9 protein-coding genes are annotated in these 15,699 nt (G+C 66.8%); 5 read left to right on the top strand and 4 right to left on the bottom strand.

Going from position 1 to position 15,699, the window contains the following annotated elements; genetic code table 11:
- Positions 1 to 182: 182 nt before the first annotated feature.
- Positions 183 to 1,661, top strand: a complete 1,479-nt coding sequence (locus tag AB0D12_RS30655) for an alpha/beta fold hydrolase (RefSeq protein ID WP_362689869.1) — start codon at positions 183 to 185, stop codon at positions 1,659 to 1,661.
- Between the two features lie 237 nt (positions 1,662 to 1,898).
- Here the strand turns inward: AB0D12_RS30655 and AB0D12_RS30650 are convergent, their stop codons facing one another.
- Positions 1,899 to 3,428: a UDP-N-acetylglucosamine 1-carboxyvinyltransferase gene (locus AB0D12_RS30650; protein WP_362689866.1), complete on the bottom strand. Its 1,530-nt coding sequence runs from the start codon at positions 3,426 to 3,428 to the stop codon at positions 1,899 to 1,901.
- A gap of 49 nt (positions 3,429 to 3,477) precedes the next feature.
- Entirely contained in the window at positions 3,478 to 3,672 is a 195-nt protein-coding gene (locus tag AB0D12_RS30645) for a hypothetical protein (protein WP_362689864.1), read from the bottom strand.
- A 264-nt stretch (positions 3,673 to 3,936) separates the two neighbouring features.
- On the opposite strand from AB0D12_RS30645, the gene acnA reads away from it, so the two are divergent.
- The gene (gene acnA, locus AB0D12_RS30640; protein ID WP_362689861.1) at positions 3,937 to 6,651 is read left to right on the top strand and encodes an aconitate hydratase AcnA; all 2,715 of its coding nucleotides are present in this window, start codon (positions 3,937 to 3,939) and stop codon (positions 6,649 to 6,651) included.
- Between the two features lie 94 nt (positions 6,652 to 6,745).
- On the opposite strand, the gene AB0D12_RS30635 is transcribed toward acnA, so the two are convergent.
- Positions 6,746 to 7,672 (bottom strand): VCBS repeat-containing protein, encoded by a 927-nt coding sequence (locus tag AB0D12_RS30635; RefSeq protein WP_362689858.1) that lies wholly within the window; start codon positions 7,670 to 7,672, stop codon positions 6,746 to 6,748.
- A gap of 201 nt (positions 7,673 to 7,873) precedes the next feature.
- Positions 7,874 to 11,707 carry a GH92 family glycosyl hydrolase gene (locus AB0D12_RS30630; RefSeq protein WP_362689855.1) on the bottom strand — a complete coding sequence of 1,278 codons (3,834 nt, stop codon included), beginning with the start codon at positions 11,705 to 11,707 and terminating at the stop codon, positions 7,874 to 7,876.
- Between the two features lie 420 nt (positions 11,708 to 12,127).
- Here AB0D12_RS30630 and ngcE point away from each other — a divergent pair, with 420 nt between their 5' ends.
- The 3 genes from ngcE (at position 12,128) to AB0D12_RS30615 (ending at position 15,558) form a co-directional block, all read left to right on the top strand.
- A complete protein-coding gene (gene ngcE, locus AB0D12_RS30625; RefSeq protein ID WP_362689852.1) occupies positions 12,128 to 13,576 on the top strand; it encodes an N-acetylglucosamine/diacetylchitobiose ABC transporter substrate-binding protein in 1,449 nt (482 codons plus the stop codon).
- A gap of 49 nt (positions 13,577 to 13,625) precedes the next feature.
- Complete coding sequence (locus tag AB0D12_RS30620) at positions 13,626 to 14,549, top strand: sugar ABC transporter permease (protein WP_362689849.1); 924 nt, start codon at positions 13,626 to 13,628, stop codon at positions 14,547 to 14,549.
- 91 nt (positions 14,550 to 14,640) lie between these two features.
- Complete coding sequence (locus tag AB0D12_RS30615; protein ID WP_362689846.1) at positions 14,641 to 15,558, top strand: carbohydrate ABC transporter permease; 918 nt, start codon at positions 14,641 to 14,643, stop codon at positions 15,556 to 15,558.
- The last annotated feature ends 141 nt before the right edge of the window (positions 15,559 to 15,699 follow it).

Genomic DNA, 15,699 nt, shown 5'->3' with positions numbered 1-15,699 from the left:
CGAACAACCGCCTAAACGCCATCCCACCAAGGCAGCTGCCGGCCCGCGGGACGCTCACCGCTCCGGCACCGCCCACAGCTCCGTAAGCATCGCCGTTCCCCCTGGCCCCCGCCTCCTCCCGGAGCACCCCGGACAACGCCTCGAACCCGCACAGGCCGAGGCACACGACCAAGGAAGTCGACATGACAAGAATCCGGAAAAGCGCCGGTTGGATCGCCGCCCTCTCCGCGCTCGTAGCCACCATCGCCGTACCGGCGCTCGCGCAGACCGAGGACGCCGACCACCGGACCCCCGCCAACGACATCGACTGGCACGCCTGCGCCGACACCGACTTCAAGCACATGCAGTGCGGATCGATCCAGGTACCAGTGGACTGGTCCCACCCCCACGAGGGCAGCACCACCCTCGCCCTGGTCCGCCGCCCGGCGGATGACCGGGCCCACCGCCAGGGCACCCTGCTCCTCAACGACGGAGCCGGCGGCTCCTCCATCGAGCAGTTGCGACTGGCGATGCACATCGGCATGCCGAACTTCGCCGGCGCCATGACCCAGAAGTTCGACCTGGTCGCGGTGGACCCGCGCGGAGTGGGGCACAGCACGCCGATCCTCTGCGGCGAACCGCTCAAGCCCGCCGGAGTCAGCCACTTCCCGCAGGGCCGGGCCGCGTTCAACGCGCTCGTGTCCCACAACCGGGCCTTCGCCGAGGACTGCCTGCGCCGCAACGGCCGGCTCACCGCCCACGTCGACCAGACCAGCACCGCGCGGGACTTCGAGACGGTCCGGATCGGGCTGGGCGAACGGCAGCTGAACTGGTACGGCATCCACTACAGCACGCTCCTCGGACGCACCTACGCCAAGCTCTACCCCGGCAGGCTGCGCACCATGGTCCTCGACACCGCCCTGGACGACACCGGCTCGCCTCTCTCGCGGGTCACCCAGGAGGCGGCCACCGCCGAGACGGCCTTCACCCGCTTCACCGCCTGGTGCGCCGCGTCGAAGGACTGCGCCCTGCACGGCAAGGACGCCGCGGCCGAGTACGACGCCCTCGTCGCGCGTGCCGACCGCGATCCGGTCCCGACCGGGAGCAGGGCCCACCAGCCGCTGACCGGTGAGGACATCCGCGAGGCCACCCAGGACTACCTGACCCTGTCCGGTCTCTCCTGGCCGGAGCTGGCGAAGGCCATCGTCAAGGCCCGGGGCGGCGACGCGACGGACTTCACCCACGACCCGGACGACACCCTCGACCCGGTCCAGGTACAGGTGCCCGCCTGCCTCGACAACGCCCGCCCGGTGCACACCCTCGCCCAGCTCACCCAGCTGCGGAAGGAACTCGCCCACGTGTCCCCGCACCTCGGCGGCGCCGTGCGCTCCTACAAGGCCATCGCCGGCTGCCTCGGCTGGCCCACCCCGGCCAAGCCCGTCAAGGCGGGCGCCCCGGTCCACGGCGCACCGCCCGCACTGATCCTCCAGTCCACCCACCAGGCCCTCGCCCCCTACCGCGCGGGCGCGGCCATGGCCGCCCAACTGCCCGGCAGCGTCGTCCTCGGCCACGAAGGCGACGACTACAGCATGTTCCTGGTCTCCAAGTGCGTCCAGGAGGCCACCAACCGCTACCTGACCACCCGCGCGCTGCCCGCACCCGGCACCACCTGCACCGACTGAGAAGCAACGCCTCGCCGAAGGTGACCGTCCGGCCGCGCGCCCGACGTCACCCAGGTCTTCGGAGCCCTCTGAGCGGTGACCTCACCGCTCAGAGGGCAGCGAGCGGGCCGGCGATTGAGCCACAAAGCCATCGCAACCCAGGTGCGGGACGGCACACATGTCTTCCGTGAGTGGCTGACACGGTCGACGGCCCACAGACGCCCAAGACGGAGAAAAACCTCCTGACCCGGAGATGCCTCAGATGTCCCGGAAGATCTCGATCTGCGCGCCCACCGAGTTGAGGCGCTCCGCCAGATCCTCGTAACCCCGGTTGATGACGTACACATTGCGCAGTACGGACGTGCCCTCGGCCGCCATCATCGCCAGTAGCACCACCACGGCAGGCCGCAGTGCGGGCGGGCACATCATCTCGGCCGCGCGCCAGCGGGTCGGGCCCTCGACCAGGACGCGGTGCGGGTCGAGCAGCTGGAGGCGGCCTCCCAGGCGGTTGAGGTCCGTCAGATAGATCGCGCGGTTGTCGTAGACCCAGTCGTGGATCAGCGTCTTGCCCTCGGCGACCGCCGCGATCGCCGCGAAGAACGGGACATTGTCGATGTTCAGACCGGGGAAGGGCATCGGGTGGATCTTGTCGATCGGGGCCTCCAGTTTGGAGGGCCGGACCGTCAGGTCCACCAGCCGGGTACGGCCGTTGTCCGCCGCGTACTCCGGCGAGCGGTCGTGGTCGAGGCCCATCTCCTCCAGCACCGCGAGCTCGATCTCCATGAACTCGATCGGGACACGGCGGATGGTGAGTTCGGACTCGGTGACGACCGCGGCGGCGAGCAGGCTCATCGCCTCGACCGGGTCCTCGGAGGGGCAGTAGTCGACGTCCACGTCGATGGTCGGCACGCCGTGCACCGTGAGCGTGGTCGTCCCGATGCCCTCGACCCTGACGCCCAGCGCCTCCAGGAAGAAGCACAGATCCTGGACCATGTAGTTGGAGGAGGCGTTGCGGATGACGGTCACACCGTCGTGCCGGGCCGCGGCCAGCAGCGCGTTCTCGGTCACGGTGTCGCCGCGTTCGGTCAGGACGATCGGGCGGTCGGGCACGGTCGTGCCCTCCACCTTCGCGTGGTACAGCCCCTCGGTCGCGGTGATGTCGAGACCGAAGCGGCGCAGCGCGATCATGTGCGGCTCGATGGTCCGCGTACCGAGGTCGCAGCCGCCGGCATACGGCAGCCTGAACGTGTCCATCCGGTGCAGCAGCGGACCGAGGAACATGATGATCGACCGGGTCCGGCGGGCGGCCTCCGCGTCGATGGCGTCCATGTCGAGCTGCGCGGGCGGCACAATCTCCAGATCCACGCCCTCGTTGATCCAACGGGTGCGCACCCCGATGGAGTTGAGCACCTCGAGCAGCCGGAAGACCTCCTCGATACGGGCGACTCGGCGCAGCACCGTACGGCCCTTGTTGAGCAGCGAGCCGCAGAGCAGCGCCACACACGCGTTCTTGCTCGTCTTGACATCGATGGCGCCGGAGAGCCGGCGTCGGCCGACCACCCGAAGGTGCATGGGCCCGGCGTAGCCGAGCGAGACGATCTCGCTGTCGAGCGCCTCACCGATGCGCGCGATCATCTCAAGGCTGATGTTCTGGTTGCCGCGTTCGATGCGATTCACCGCGCTCTGGCTGGTGCCGAGTGCCTCGGCCAACTGCGTCTGTGTCCAGCCCCGATGCTGACGGGCGTCACGGATGAGCTTGCCGATGCGTACGAGGTAGTCGTCTGCCATGGCTGCACGCTATCTCAGATATGAGATGTGATCGTGCATGGGTAGGCCGTCAGGGTGGCAGCCGGTGGGCAGCCGGGCGTCGCGGTTCGTGCAGCGGGAGTTCGGCCATCTCCGCCGGTGGCGGTTCGAAGACGAGGCGGTCGCGTCCGGCGTCGAGATGAGTGAATCCGGGCGCATCCTTGATGGAGGCGCGGTCCGCGTCCGCGTCCCGGCTGTAGAGGAGCACATGCGCACCGCCGAACATGCTCCGATACTGAGTCGGGCGCAGGGGCGCGGCAAGCGCACCGCCGCCGTACGGGCGCCCGGCCCGTGTCTTCGGGCGAGGTCCGGGCATGACCCGGCAGCGGTCATGTACTAGAGTTATCTCGACATCGAGATATCTGCCGAAGGCGTACCGCGGCCGCCAATCGATAAGGGTTACCTAACTAAGCCTTACCTTAGCGGATCGGCGAGGAGCCGTGGCGGCAGCATTGTGGTAGGTACGCGCATATTGATGAAGGAGACTGTCGTGTCGGCGAACAGCTTCGACGCCCGCAGCACGCTGCGCGTGGGCGACGAGTCGTACGAGATCTTCAAGCTGGACAAGGTCGAGGGCTCCGCGCGCCTCCCTTACAGCCTGAAGGTGCTGCTGGAGAACCTTCTCCGCACTGAGGACGGCGCGAACATCACCGCCGACCACATCCGGGCGCTCGGCGGCTGGGACTCCCAGGCGCAGCCCAGCCAGGAGATCCAGTTCACGCCGGCCCGCGTGATCATGCAGGACTTCACCGGTGTGCCCTGTGTCGTGGACCTCGCCACCATGCGTGAGGCCGTGAAGGAGCTCGGCGGCGACCCGGCGAGGATCAACCCGCTCGCGCCCGCCGAGCTGGTCATCGACCACTCCGTGATCGCCGACAAGTTCGGTACGAAGGACTCCTTCGCGCAGAACGTTGAGCTGGAGTACGGCCGCAACAAGGAGCGTTACCAGTTCCTGCGCTGGGGTCAGACCGCCTTCGACGAGTTCAAGGTCGTCCCGCCCGGCACCGGCATCGTCCACCAGGTCAACATCGAGCACCTTGCGCGTACGGTCATGGTCCGGGGCGGCCAGGCGTACCCCGACACTCTTGTCGGCACCGACTCGCACACCACCATGGTCAACGGCCTCGGTGTGCTGGGCTGGGGCGTCGGCGGCATCGAGGCCGAGGCCGCGATGCTCGGCCAGCCGGTCTCGATGCTCATTCCGCGCGTCGTCGGCTTCAAGCTGACCGGTGAGCTGAAGCCCGGCACCACCGCCACCGACCTGGTGCTCACGATCACCGAGATGCTGCGCAAGCACGGCGTCGTCGGCAAGTTCGTCGAGTTCTACGGTGAAGGTGTCGCCGCCACCTCGCTCGCCAACCGCGCCACCATCGGCAACATGTCGCCGGAGTTCGGCTCCACCGCCGCGATCTTCCCGATCGACGACGAGACCCTGAAGTACCTGCGCCTGACAGGCCGCGACGAGCAGCAGGTCGCGCTGGTCGAGGCGTACGCCAAGGAGCAGGGCCTCTGGCTGGACCCGTCCGCCGAGCCCGACTTCTCCGAGAAGCTGGAGCTCGACCTCGCGACGGTCGTCCCCTCCATCGCCGGCCCGAAGCGCCCGCAGGACCGTATCGTCCTCGCCAACGCCGCCCAGCAGTTCGCCCAGGACGTCCGCAACTACGTCGAGGACGACGACGAGGCGGGCAAGGAGTCCTTCCCGGCCTCCGACGCGCCGGCCGAGCACAACGGCGTCCCGACCCGCCCGACCACGGTCACCGCCCCTGACGGCTCGACGTACGAGATCGACCACGGCGCCGTCACCGTCGCCGCGATCACCTCCTGCACCAACACCTCGAACCCGTACGTCATGGTCGCCGCCGCGCTCGTCGCGAAGAAGGCCGTGGAGAAGGGCCTGACCCGCAAGCCGTGGGTCAAGACCACCCTCGCCCCGGGCTCCAAGGTCGTCACCGACTACTTCGACAAGGCGGGTCTGACCCCGTACCTCGACAAGGTCGGCTTCAACCTCGTCGGCTACGGCTGCACCACCTGCATCGGCAACTCCGGCCCGCTGCCGGACGAGGTCTCCAAGGCCGTCAACGACCACGACCTGGCCGTGACGTCGGTGCTCTCCGGCAACCGCAACTTCGAGGGCCGGATCAACCCCGACGTCAAGATGAACTACCTGGCTTCCCCGCCGCTGGTCGTCGCGTACGCCCTCGCCGGCTCCATGAAGGTGGACATCACCAAGGACGCGCTCGGCATCGACCAGGACGGCAAGCCGGTCTTCCTCGAGGACATCTGGCCGACCGAGGCCGAGGTCAACGACGTCGTCGCCAACTCCATCGGCGAGGACATGTTCAACAAGTCCTACCAGGACGTCTTCGCGGGCGACGCCCAGTGGCAGGCTCTGCCGATCCCGACCGGCAACACCTTCGAGTGGGACCCGCAGTCCACCTACGTGCGCAAGCCCCCGTACTTCGAGGGCATGACGATGGAGACCACCCCGGTCGAGGACATCACCGGCGCCCGGGTGCTCGCCAAGCTCGGCGACTCGGTCACCACCGACCACATCTCCCCGGCCGGTGCCATCAAGGCCGACACCCCGGCCGGCAAGTACCTCACGGAGCACGGCGTCGAGCGCCGCGACTTCAACTCCTACGGCTCACGCCGAGGCAACCACGAGGTCATGATCCGCGGCACGTTCGCCAACATCCGGCTGCGCAACCAGATCGCGCCGGGCACCGAAGGCGGCTACACCCGCGACTTCACCCAGGACGGCGCTCCGGTGTCGTTCATCTACGACGCCTCGCAGAACTACCAGGCCGCCGGCACCCCGCTGGTGATCCTGGCGGGCAAGGAGTACGGCTCCGGCTCGTCCCGCGACTGGGCCGCCAAGGGCACCGCGCTGCTCGGCGTCAAGGCCGTCATCGCCGAGTCGTACGAGCGCATCCACCGCTCGAACCTCATTGGCATGGGCGTCCTGCCGCTGCAGTTCCCGGAGGGCGCTTCCGCGCAGGCCCTCGGTCTGACCGGCGAGGAGACCTTCTCCTTCACCGGTGTGACCGAGCTGAACAACGGCACAACGCCGCGCACGGTCAAGGTGACCACCGACACGGGTGTGGAGTTCGACGCGGTTGTCCGTATCGACACCCCGGGTGAGGCGGACTACTACCGCAACGGCGGCATCATGCAGTACGTGCTGCGGAACCTGATCCGCAAGTAAGCACGGCAGTACGGCGTAGGCAGCAAAAGGGCCGCGTCCCCGGTGACGGGGGTGCGGCCCTTTTGTGTGGGCTACGGTGCCGGCAGCTGCCGGATCAGAACAGCTTGGGGTAGACGTTGAAGCCCGAGCCGACCTTGACGCGAGGGGTGTTGAACGGGGCGGTGGCCTTGCCGCTGCCCTTGTACATCCACAGCGCGCCCGCGGCGTCGCGCACGACGACGTCCGCCAGGCCGTCCAGGTTCAGGTCACCGTTGGCGATGACCTTGTTGTAGATGTTCCAGCCGGCGCCGACCTTGGTGCGGGCCGAGAAGGGCGCGGCGGCGTTGCCTGTGCCCTTGTAGAGCCACAGCGCGCCGGTCTTGTCCTTGGCGAGGATGTCCGTGCGGCCGTCGCCTGACAGGTCGGCCTTGCCGGTGATGTGTGAGTAGGCGTTCCAGCCGGGACCGACCTTCACCCGCGCGGTGACCGTGCCGTTGCTGTTGCCCTTGTAGAGCCAGAGCACACCGGAGTTGTCCCGGGCGAGGATGTCGTCCTGCACCGTACCGCCGAGGTTGCCCGGCGACAGGACCAGGTTGTAGATGTTCCAACCCTTGCCCACCTGGCGGCTGCTCGTGTCGTCGGCAAAGAAGACGTTGCCGGCGGTGTCCCAGCTCCAGGCGCCGTCGTACTTGCCGTCCGCATTGAGGTCCATCGAGGCCACGTTCTTGACCGGGCCCCAGCCGCTCGAGACGTAGCTGCGGGCGGCGAAGCTGCCCTTCCCGTTGGGGCCGTAGAGGTAGGCGTCGGACTTCTTGTCCACCGCCCAGAGCAGGTAGACCGGGGCGGCGGCGGCCTGTGCCGCGGCGGGCGCGTTCGACGGCGCCGCAAGCAGGCGGCTGACGTCGACGTCCTTCAGCGGCTGAGGAGCCGGGGTGTCGGCCATGGCTGCCCCGGCTGAGGTTCCGACCAGGGCAGCGGCTATGGCTGCGACGGCGAGACGCGACAGCACGCGTCCGCGCTTACGGCCGGGAAGATTGGCCACGTATGCACTCCATGTGTGATGAGGCGCGATATACCTCAGTGGTCATCGCAGGATCTTCGTGATCGTTGCACAACATCCTTACGAGTCAATCGATTTGAAGGGGAATGAGTGGGTCCGCGGCGGGCCCGGTAGGGGACAAAAGGGCCCGCACCCGGTGGGACCGGGTGCGGGCCTGTGGTGATGTGTGACGAACTCGATACGTCAGGAGAGCAGCTCGACCTCCGCGAGCGTCGCCGCCGTACCTGCCGCCACAAGGCGGTACTTCGAGTACGCACCAGGGTTCCCGACGGTGAAGACGCGGGTCTGCCTGTCCCATGCGAAGGTCTGACCGGTCCGCTTGTCCAGGTCCTGCCAGGCCGTCCCGTCATTCGAGCCCTGCAGCACCCAGCCCGCCGGGGCCTTGTCCTTCGTGGCCGAGGTGAGGGTGTACTGCACCGCGCGGGTCCTCGACGCCACCGGCAGCTCCGCCGACTGGAACGACGACTGAGTCGCGGAGGAGTTGTCGAAGAGCGGACCGTCCGCCGCGATCACATCGTGGCGCGGCGACGGCACCTTGTCGTCCTGGGTGATGGAGACCGGGGCGGCGTTCTTGCCCGTACCCCAGGAGGACGGCTCCGGGCCCATCGCGAACTCCAGCGTGCCGCCCCGCGCGATCAGATCGTGCGGCAGAGCCGTGGAGTTCCAGGTCCTGCCGTTCACCTTCAGGCCCTGGACATAGATGTTCTGCGCGCTGTTCTTCGGGGCCTTGACCACCAGGTCGCGGCCGTTCTCCAGATGGACGGTCGCCTTGGTGAAGAGCGGCGACCCGATCGCGTACTCGCCACTGCCCATCACCAGCGGATAGAAGCCGAGCGCGGAGAAGAGATACCACGCGGACTGCTCGCCGTTGTCCTCGTCGCCGTGGTAGCCCTGTCCGATCTCGCTGCCGGTGTAGAGGCGGGAGAGCACCTCGCGCACCTTCTCCTGGGTCTTCCAGGGCTGCGAGGCGGCGTTGTACATGTACGTGACGTGGTGCGCGACCTGGTTGGAGTGGCCGTACATACCCATCCGTACGTCACGGGCCTCCGTCATCTCATGGATGACGCTGCCGTAGGAGCCGACGAACTCGGGCGAGGCCGTCTCCGGGGTGGAGAAGTAGGTGTCGAGCTTCTTGCCGAGACCGGAGCGGCCGTCGTAGAGATTGGCCAGACCGCGGGAGTCCTGAGGTGCGGTGAACGCGTATCCGTAACCGTTTGTCTCGGTGTAGTCATAGCCCCACACCCGCGGGTCGTACTGGTCGGACGGAACCCGCCAGTCGCCCTTGGGATCACGGCCCTGGAAGAAGCCGGCCTTGGAGTCGAAGAGCGTGACGTAGTTACGGGCCCGGTTGAGGAAGTACTCGGACTCCTCCTTGTAACGGGCGTTCTTGGTCTTCTTGTAGAGGGCCTGGCCCATCTTCGACAGGCCGTAGTCGTTGAGGTAGCCCTCCAGCGACCAGGACAGGCCCTCATGCGTGTCGGTGGAGGCGTAGCCGAGGAACGGTGAGGTCTCCATGCCCTTGCGGCCGACGCCCGAGCTGGGCGGTACCACGGTCGCGTTCTTCAGCGCCGCCTCGTACGCAGCCTCGGCGTCGAAGTCCACGCCCTTGACGTACGCGTCGGCGAAGGCCACGTCCGAGCTGGTGCCGGTCATCAGGTCGGCATAGCCCGGCGAGGACCAGCGGGAGATCCAGCCGCCGTCCTTGTACTGCTGGACGAAGCCGTCCACCAGCTCGCCCGCCTTCTTCGGAGTGAGGAAGGAGTACGCGGGCCAGGTCGTCCGGTAGGTGTCCCAGAAGCCGTTGTTGACATAGACCCTGCCGTCGACGATCTTCGCGCCGGTACGGGTCGGCGTGTCGGGGCCCGTCATCGGCGAGAACGGGCTCGCGTACTGCTGCTTGGGACGGGACGCGGTGCCGGTGTTCTCGAACCCGGAGTTGGGATAGAGGTAGAGCCGGTACAGGCTGGAGTAGAGCGTGGTGAGCTGGTCCCGGTTGGCGCCCTCCACCTCGACCCTGCCGAGCAGATCGTCCCAGGCGCCCTGCGCGCGCTCCTTCACCCGATCGAAGCGGGTGCCGGCCGGAATCTCGTCGGCGAGGTTCTTCTTCGCCTGGTCGACACTGATCAGTGACGTGGCCAGGCGCAGATTGACCGTGCGGTCCGTGCCCGCCGCGAAGCGGAGATGGCCGGTGACGCCGTCGGCGCCCGACGCGGTGACCGGCGCGTCGAAGACGCCGTACACGAAGAGCCTGGTGGCGCCCGTGGACAGCCCGCTCTTGACGTCCGAGAAGCCGGTGAAGGAGCTGGTGCCCGGATCGAGGGTCAGGCCGCCTTCCTTGGTGACGTTGTCGAAGATGACGCTCGCATCGTCACCGGGATAGGTGAACCGCATCATCGCCGCGTGATCGGTCGGGGCCAGCTCCGCCTTGAGGCCGTTCTCGAACGTGACGCCGTAGTAGTGCGGACGCGCGGTCTCCTTCTCGTGGCGGAAGGGGAGGGCGCGCTTGGCCCGGTCGGTGTCCGGGGTGCCGGCGGCCGCGGACGGCATCAGCTGGAAGGTCTGCCGGTCACCCATCCACGGGCTCGGCTCATGGCTGGCGCTGAAGGCCTGCACGGTCGGCAGATTGTCCGCGTTGTTGCCGCGCGCGTACTCGTACAGCCAGCTCTTGGACGCGGAGTTCGTCGCCGGAGTCCAGAAGTTGAAGCCATGCGGGACGGCGGTGGCGGGGAAGGTGTTGCCGCGCGAGAAGGAGCCGCTGGAGTTGGTGCCGCGGAGGGTCGAGGCGTAATCCGAAAGGTGGGCAAGCCGCTTCTCCGGAGCCTTGGACGCCAGGGCGATGTCGTCGATCCAGCCCTGGAACTTCGCCGGGCCCTTGGGGGAGTCGTACGCCACCAGGATCCGGTCGACCGTCTTGCCGGCCGCGACCGTGCCGATCCTGGACGCGACCTGGTTCCACTGGTTGACGTAGAGCCGCTTGGCGGCGCCCTGGCCCTGGGGGGTCAGCAGCCCGCCGTGGGAGTCGGTGGCCTTCAGATCACTCAGATAGGTGCCGTCGGTGAAGACAAGATCCACCGACACATTCGTGGCCGGGTAGTTGAGATCCGTCTCCGGCAGGGACGGGAAGATCCGGTACGAGAGTTCGGTGTCACGGCGTACGGCCGTGTTGACGTCGAAGACCTTGTTGTACGAGTAGGCCCGGCCGTCCGGCTTGTGGGTACCGGCGTACTTCAGAGCCCGCTTGCCGGTGAATCCGGCATTCGCCTTGGCGGTGGGGGAGCCGCCGGGACCGCGGTCGACCTGGGTACGCATATCCACCGGCACGGGCGTGCTGGTGTCGCCGTTGGAGAACTGGACATCGGCGAGCTGGGTGGCATCGGAGGCGCCGTTGTTCTTGGTGATCTCCAGGCGATAGTGCGCGTACGCCGTCACGTTCGCGGGATCGGCGATGTCGTACGTCTTGGTCTCGAAGCGCTTTTCAAAGGTCTGGCCCTCGCGGGTGTCCAGGACCTTCCACTCCTTGCCGTCGGCGGAGCCCTTCAGGGTCCAGTCCCTGGGGTCGCGCTCGGCGTGGTCGTTCGCGGATGTCAGCGCATAGGTGACGACCTTGACCGGCGCATCCGCGTCGAACTCGATCCAGGCGGTGGGCTCGAATCCCAGCCATTTGGTGCCCGGCTGGAGATCGACCAGATTCTCCTTGGTCTCGCCTGCGCCGGAGTTTTCGTCGCTGGCGCGCAGTTCTATTACCTTGTCGGTGACGTTGCCCGGAATTCCACTGGCGAATCCGCCATCGACTCCTTCTGCCCGTTTCTGTCCGTCCGCTCCGATATCAACGGTATTGCGCCAGTCCGGCTGGGGTTCGTCCGCTTCGAAGGAGGAGCGGAACTCCCCGTCGCGTCCGGCGGGTTGGGCGGGCCGGGCGATGGCGGCCGACTGGGCCGTCACCACGAGAAGTGATGCGGCCACCACGGCCGCGGCCGTATGGGCGTGTCTGTGCCGAGGTCCGGTTCTGGGCTGCATCCTGATCTTTTCCTCCCGTGGAAAAGTGTTGGACAACGTTGTCAGGCGCGATCCGCAGGATCCAGTAGGGAGGCAAGTGCGCGGTGGTGTCAAGGGTGTTGAATATCCGGGATATCCGCGAGGTCTCAACTCGGGAAAGACTGCCGCTCAAACCTGCATTCGATCTTGCCCAGCTGGCGGGAAGTGGACTATACCTGTCGGCGTCTGCATAGCCTTGGCACAGTCGCTCGGCGGCGGACACGGGGGACGGGGGATGGCGGATGCCTCAGTACTACACCTGCCGGTATTCCGCCCGTCCCTCATGCCCAACCCTGCACGACCCAAGCGCAACTGACCGCGGTGGCGGGGCCCTTCGCCTAGGCGAATACGAACGGGTGACCGGTACACCGCCTGAGTCCTGGAGAAGGCGAGGACTTGAGCATGGGATCCACCTCCGCTCACAACAATGAGGGCCTTGGCCGTCGCGATCTGATCAAGCGGTCTGCCGCACTCGGCCTGATCGCCGTTCCGACGATGAGCTTCCTGTCCGCCTGTGCGAGCAGCGACAGCGGCGGCGGCAAGAAGGTCGACAAGGGCAAGAAGACTGCCAAGAATCCGCTCAGCGTCAATGAGACGGCGCAGCTCGAGGTCGTCATCTTCGACGGCGGTTTCGGCCAGCAGTACGCCCTGGACGCCGAGAAGAAGTACCAGGAGGCCTTCCCGAAGGCCCCCAAGGTCAAGCACCGCGCGACGCAGAAGATCCAGTCCGAGCTGCAGCCGCGCTTCAACGGTGGAACCCCGCCGGACCTGATCGACAACTCCGGCGCCCAGCAGATGGACATGGGCGTCCTGGTGGGCAAGAAGCAGCTCGCCGACCTCACTCCGCTGCTGGACGCTCCGTCCATCGACGACCCGAACAAGAAGGTGCGCGACACCCTGCGCCCGGGCATCGTCGAGATGGGCCAGTTCGACGGCGACCCGGTCTGGATCCTCTACTACGCCTACACCGTGTACGGCGTGTGGTACTCCCAGACCGCGCTGGAGAAGCTCGACGCCACGTACCCGGAGACCTGGGACGACATGCTCGCCCTGTGCGAGAAGGCGAAGAAGAAGGGCATCGCCGGCTGGACCTACGCGGGCAAGTACCCGTACTACCTGCCGTTCTCGCTGTACCCCTTCATCGCCAAGATCGGTGGCCGTGAGGTCCTCGACGCGATCGACAACCTGGAGCCGAAGGCCTGGGAGCACCCGGCTGTCAAGGCCGCGTTCGAGGCGTACTACGAGCTCTACCAGAAGGGCTACATCCTCAAGGGCACGCCCGGCATCGACCACATCCAGTCCCAGACGGCCTGGACCCAGGGCAAGGCGCTCTTCATCCCCAACGGCTCCTGGGTGGAGAACGAGGCGGCGAAGACCACGCCCAAGGACTTCAAGATGATGGTGGCCGCGCCCTCCAGCCTCGACAAGTCCGACAAGCTGCCGTTCGGCACCATCTGGGCCTCGGGCGGTGAGCCCTTCGTCGTCCCGGCGAAGGCGAAGAACGCCGAGGGTGGCATGGAGCAGCTGCGCATCATGCTCAGCGAGGCCTCGTCGAAGAGCTTCACCCAGCAGGTGAAGTCGCTGACCGCATTCAACGGCGGCACCGACGGCCTCACCCTGTCGACGGCGATGCAGTCCGGCGTCGACGCGCTGAAGAAGGCCGGTGACAATGTCGTCAACCCGCGTCTTCAGGACTGGTACGTGAAGCTCCAGAAGGAGCAGATCGGCGTCGCCGGTCTCGGCGAGATGATGGCCGGCCGCGCGACCCCCGCGGAAACCATCAAGAAGATCCAGGGCTTCGCCGACGCGGCGGCCAAGGACCAGTCGATCAAGCACTACAAGCACCAGTGAGCAGGCGTCACCAGCGGCGGCACTCGCCGGAAGATCGGGGTCGGTAACCATGCAACACGGCAAGTACCGGTTCATTGTGGGGTTCTTGGCGACCCCCTTGGCGTTGTACGCAATCTTCGTCATCTGGCCGTTCATCCAGTCCATCTACTACTCGTTCACGGACTGGACAGGCCTGAGCCCGGACTTCAAAATGGTTGGCTTCGACAATTACAGTCGAATGCTGGACGACGACGTCTTCTGGAAGTCGCTGCAGCACAGCCTGTGGTTCGCGCTACTGCTGCCGCTGGTGACGATCGGCCTTGCGCTGTTCTTCGCCTTTATGCTCAATGTCGGCGGGCGGCGCCGAAAGGGCGCCGCCATCGCCGGTGTGCGCGGTTCGTCCTTCTACAAGATCGCGTACTTCTTCCCGCAGGTGCTGTCGATCGCGATTGTCGCCCTGCTGTTCCAATTCGCGTACAACCCCAACGACGGTGCGATCAACGGAGCGTTGAAGGCCGTCGGCCTCGACGACGTACAGCCGCAGTGGCTGGGCGACCCCGACCTGGCGCTCTGGTGTGTCATGGCGGTCCTGGTGTGGAGCACGGTCGGCTTCTTCGTCGTCCTGTTCTCGGCGGGGATGGCGTCCATCCCCAAGGACTTCTACGAGGCGGCGCTGCTGGACGGCGCGAACCGGTTCACCACCTTCTTCCGTATCACCCTGCCGCTCCTGTGGGACACCGTGCAGTCGGGCTGGGTCTACATGGGAATCCTGGCTCTGGGCGCGGAGTCCTTCGCGGTCGTCCAGATCATGACCGTGGGGCCCGGCGGACCCGACTACTCGACCACGGTTCTCACGCTGTACGTCTACCAGACCGCCTTCCGGGACGGCCAGGCGGCATATGCGACCACGATCGGTGTCGCCCTGCTCGTCGTCACGCTGGCTTTCGCAGCCCTCGTGATGAAGCTGGGCAGGCGTGAGCGGCTGGAGTTCTGATGCTGTGTCTTCCCGGGGGACACCCCCCGGACCCCCGGCAGAAAAGCAGCTCGGTCGCGGTGGCCGGCATGACAGCACGAGGTGAATCCCGGTGAAAACCACTGACGCCCCGCCCGCCGGCGCCTCCCAGGAGCGCCCGCCGGTGGCGAAGACGAACGCTGCGCCCTCCAAGGTGAAGAGCAGTGAGGGCGGTGTCCTCAATCTCTTCTCGCACGGCGTGCTCGTCGTCTGGGCGATCATGGTCATCATGCCGCTGCTCTGGTCGGTGATGACCTCCTTCAAGAGCGACAAGGCGATCTTCACTTCGCCGTGGTCACTGCCCGACTCGCTGCACTTCGAGAACTGGTCGCGGGCCTGGAGCCAGGCGCACATGAGCGACTACTTCCTCAACACCGTTCTGGTGGTGGGCGGTTCGCTGGTCGGCACCTTGCTGCTCGGATCGATGGCCGCGTATGTCCTCGCGCGCTTCGACTTCCCGGGGAACCGCTTCATCTACTTCCTCTTCATCGGAGGAATGAGCTTCCCGATCATGCTGGCGCTGGTGCCGCTCTTCTTTGTACTGAACAACATCGCACTGCTGAACACGCTGCACGGCCTGATCCTGGTCTACATTGCGTATTCACTGCCGTTCACGGTGTTCTTCCTGACCGCGTTCTTCCGTACGCTGCCGACCTCGGTGGCCGAGGCGGCCATGATCGACGGGGCCTCGCACACCCGGACCTTCTTCCAGGTCATGCTGCCGATGGCCAGGCCCGGACTGATCAGCGTCGGCATCTTCAACTTCCTCGGGCAGTGGAATCAGTACATGCTTCCGACCGTGCTGAACACCGACCCGGACAAGAAGGTGCTCTCGCAGGGTCTGGTGGAGCTGGCCGTCAGCCAGGGCTACAAGGGCGACTGGTCCGGACTCTTCGCCGGTCTGGTGATGGCGATGCTGCCGGTGCTCGCGGCGTACATCATCTTCCAGCGGCAGGTGGTGGCGGGCCTGACGGCGGGCGCGGTCAAGTAGCGGTCACGTAATGGCAGCGAATGGCATTCGCGGTCCGCGACAGCCGAGCCTGTATGCCGCGGCCCGGTCCCGGACGGGGACAGAACCCTGGTCGTCTCCTGGAAGGACGCCGCCGACAGCCACGACTCGGTGGCGAGCGAG

This window comes from Streptomyces sp. NPDC048479, from assembly GCF_040651435.1.
Taxonomy (GTDB): Bacteria; Actinomycetota; Actinomycetes; order Streptomycetales; family Streptomycetaceae; genus Streptomyces.
This window is presented reverse-complemented; position numbering and strand designations above follow the sequence as displayed.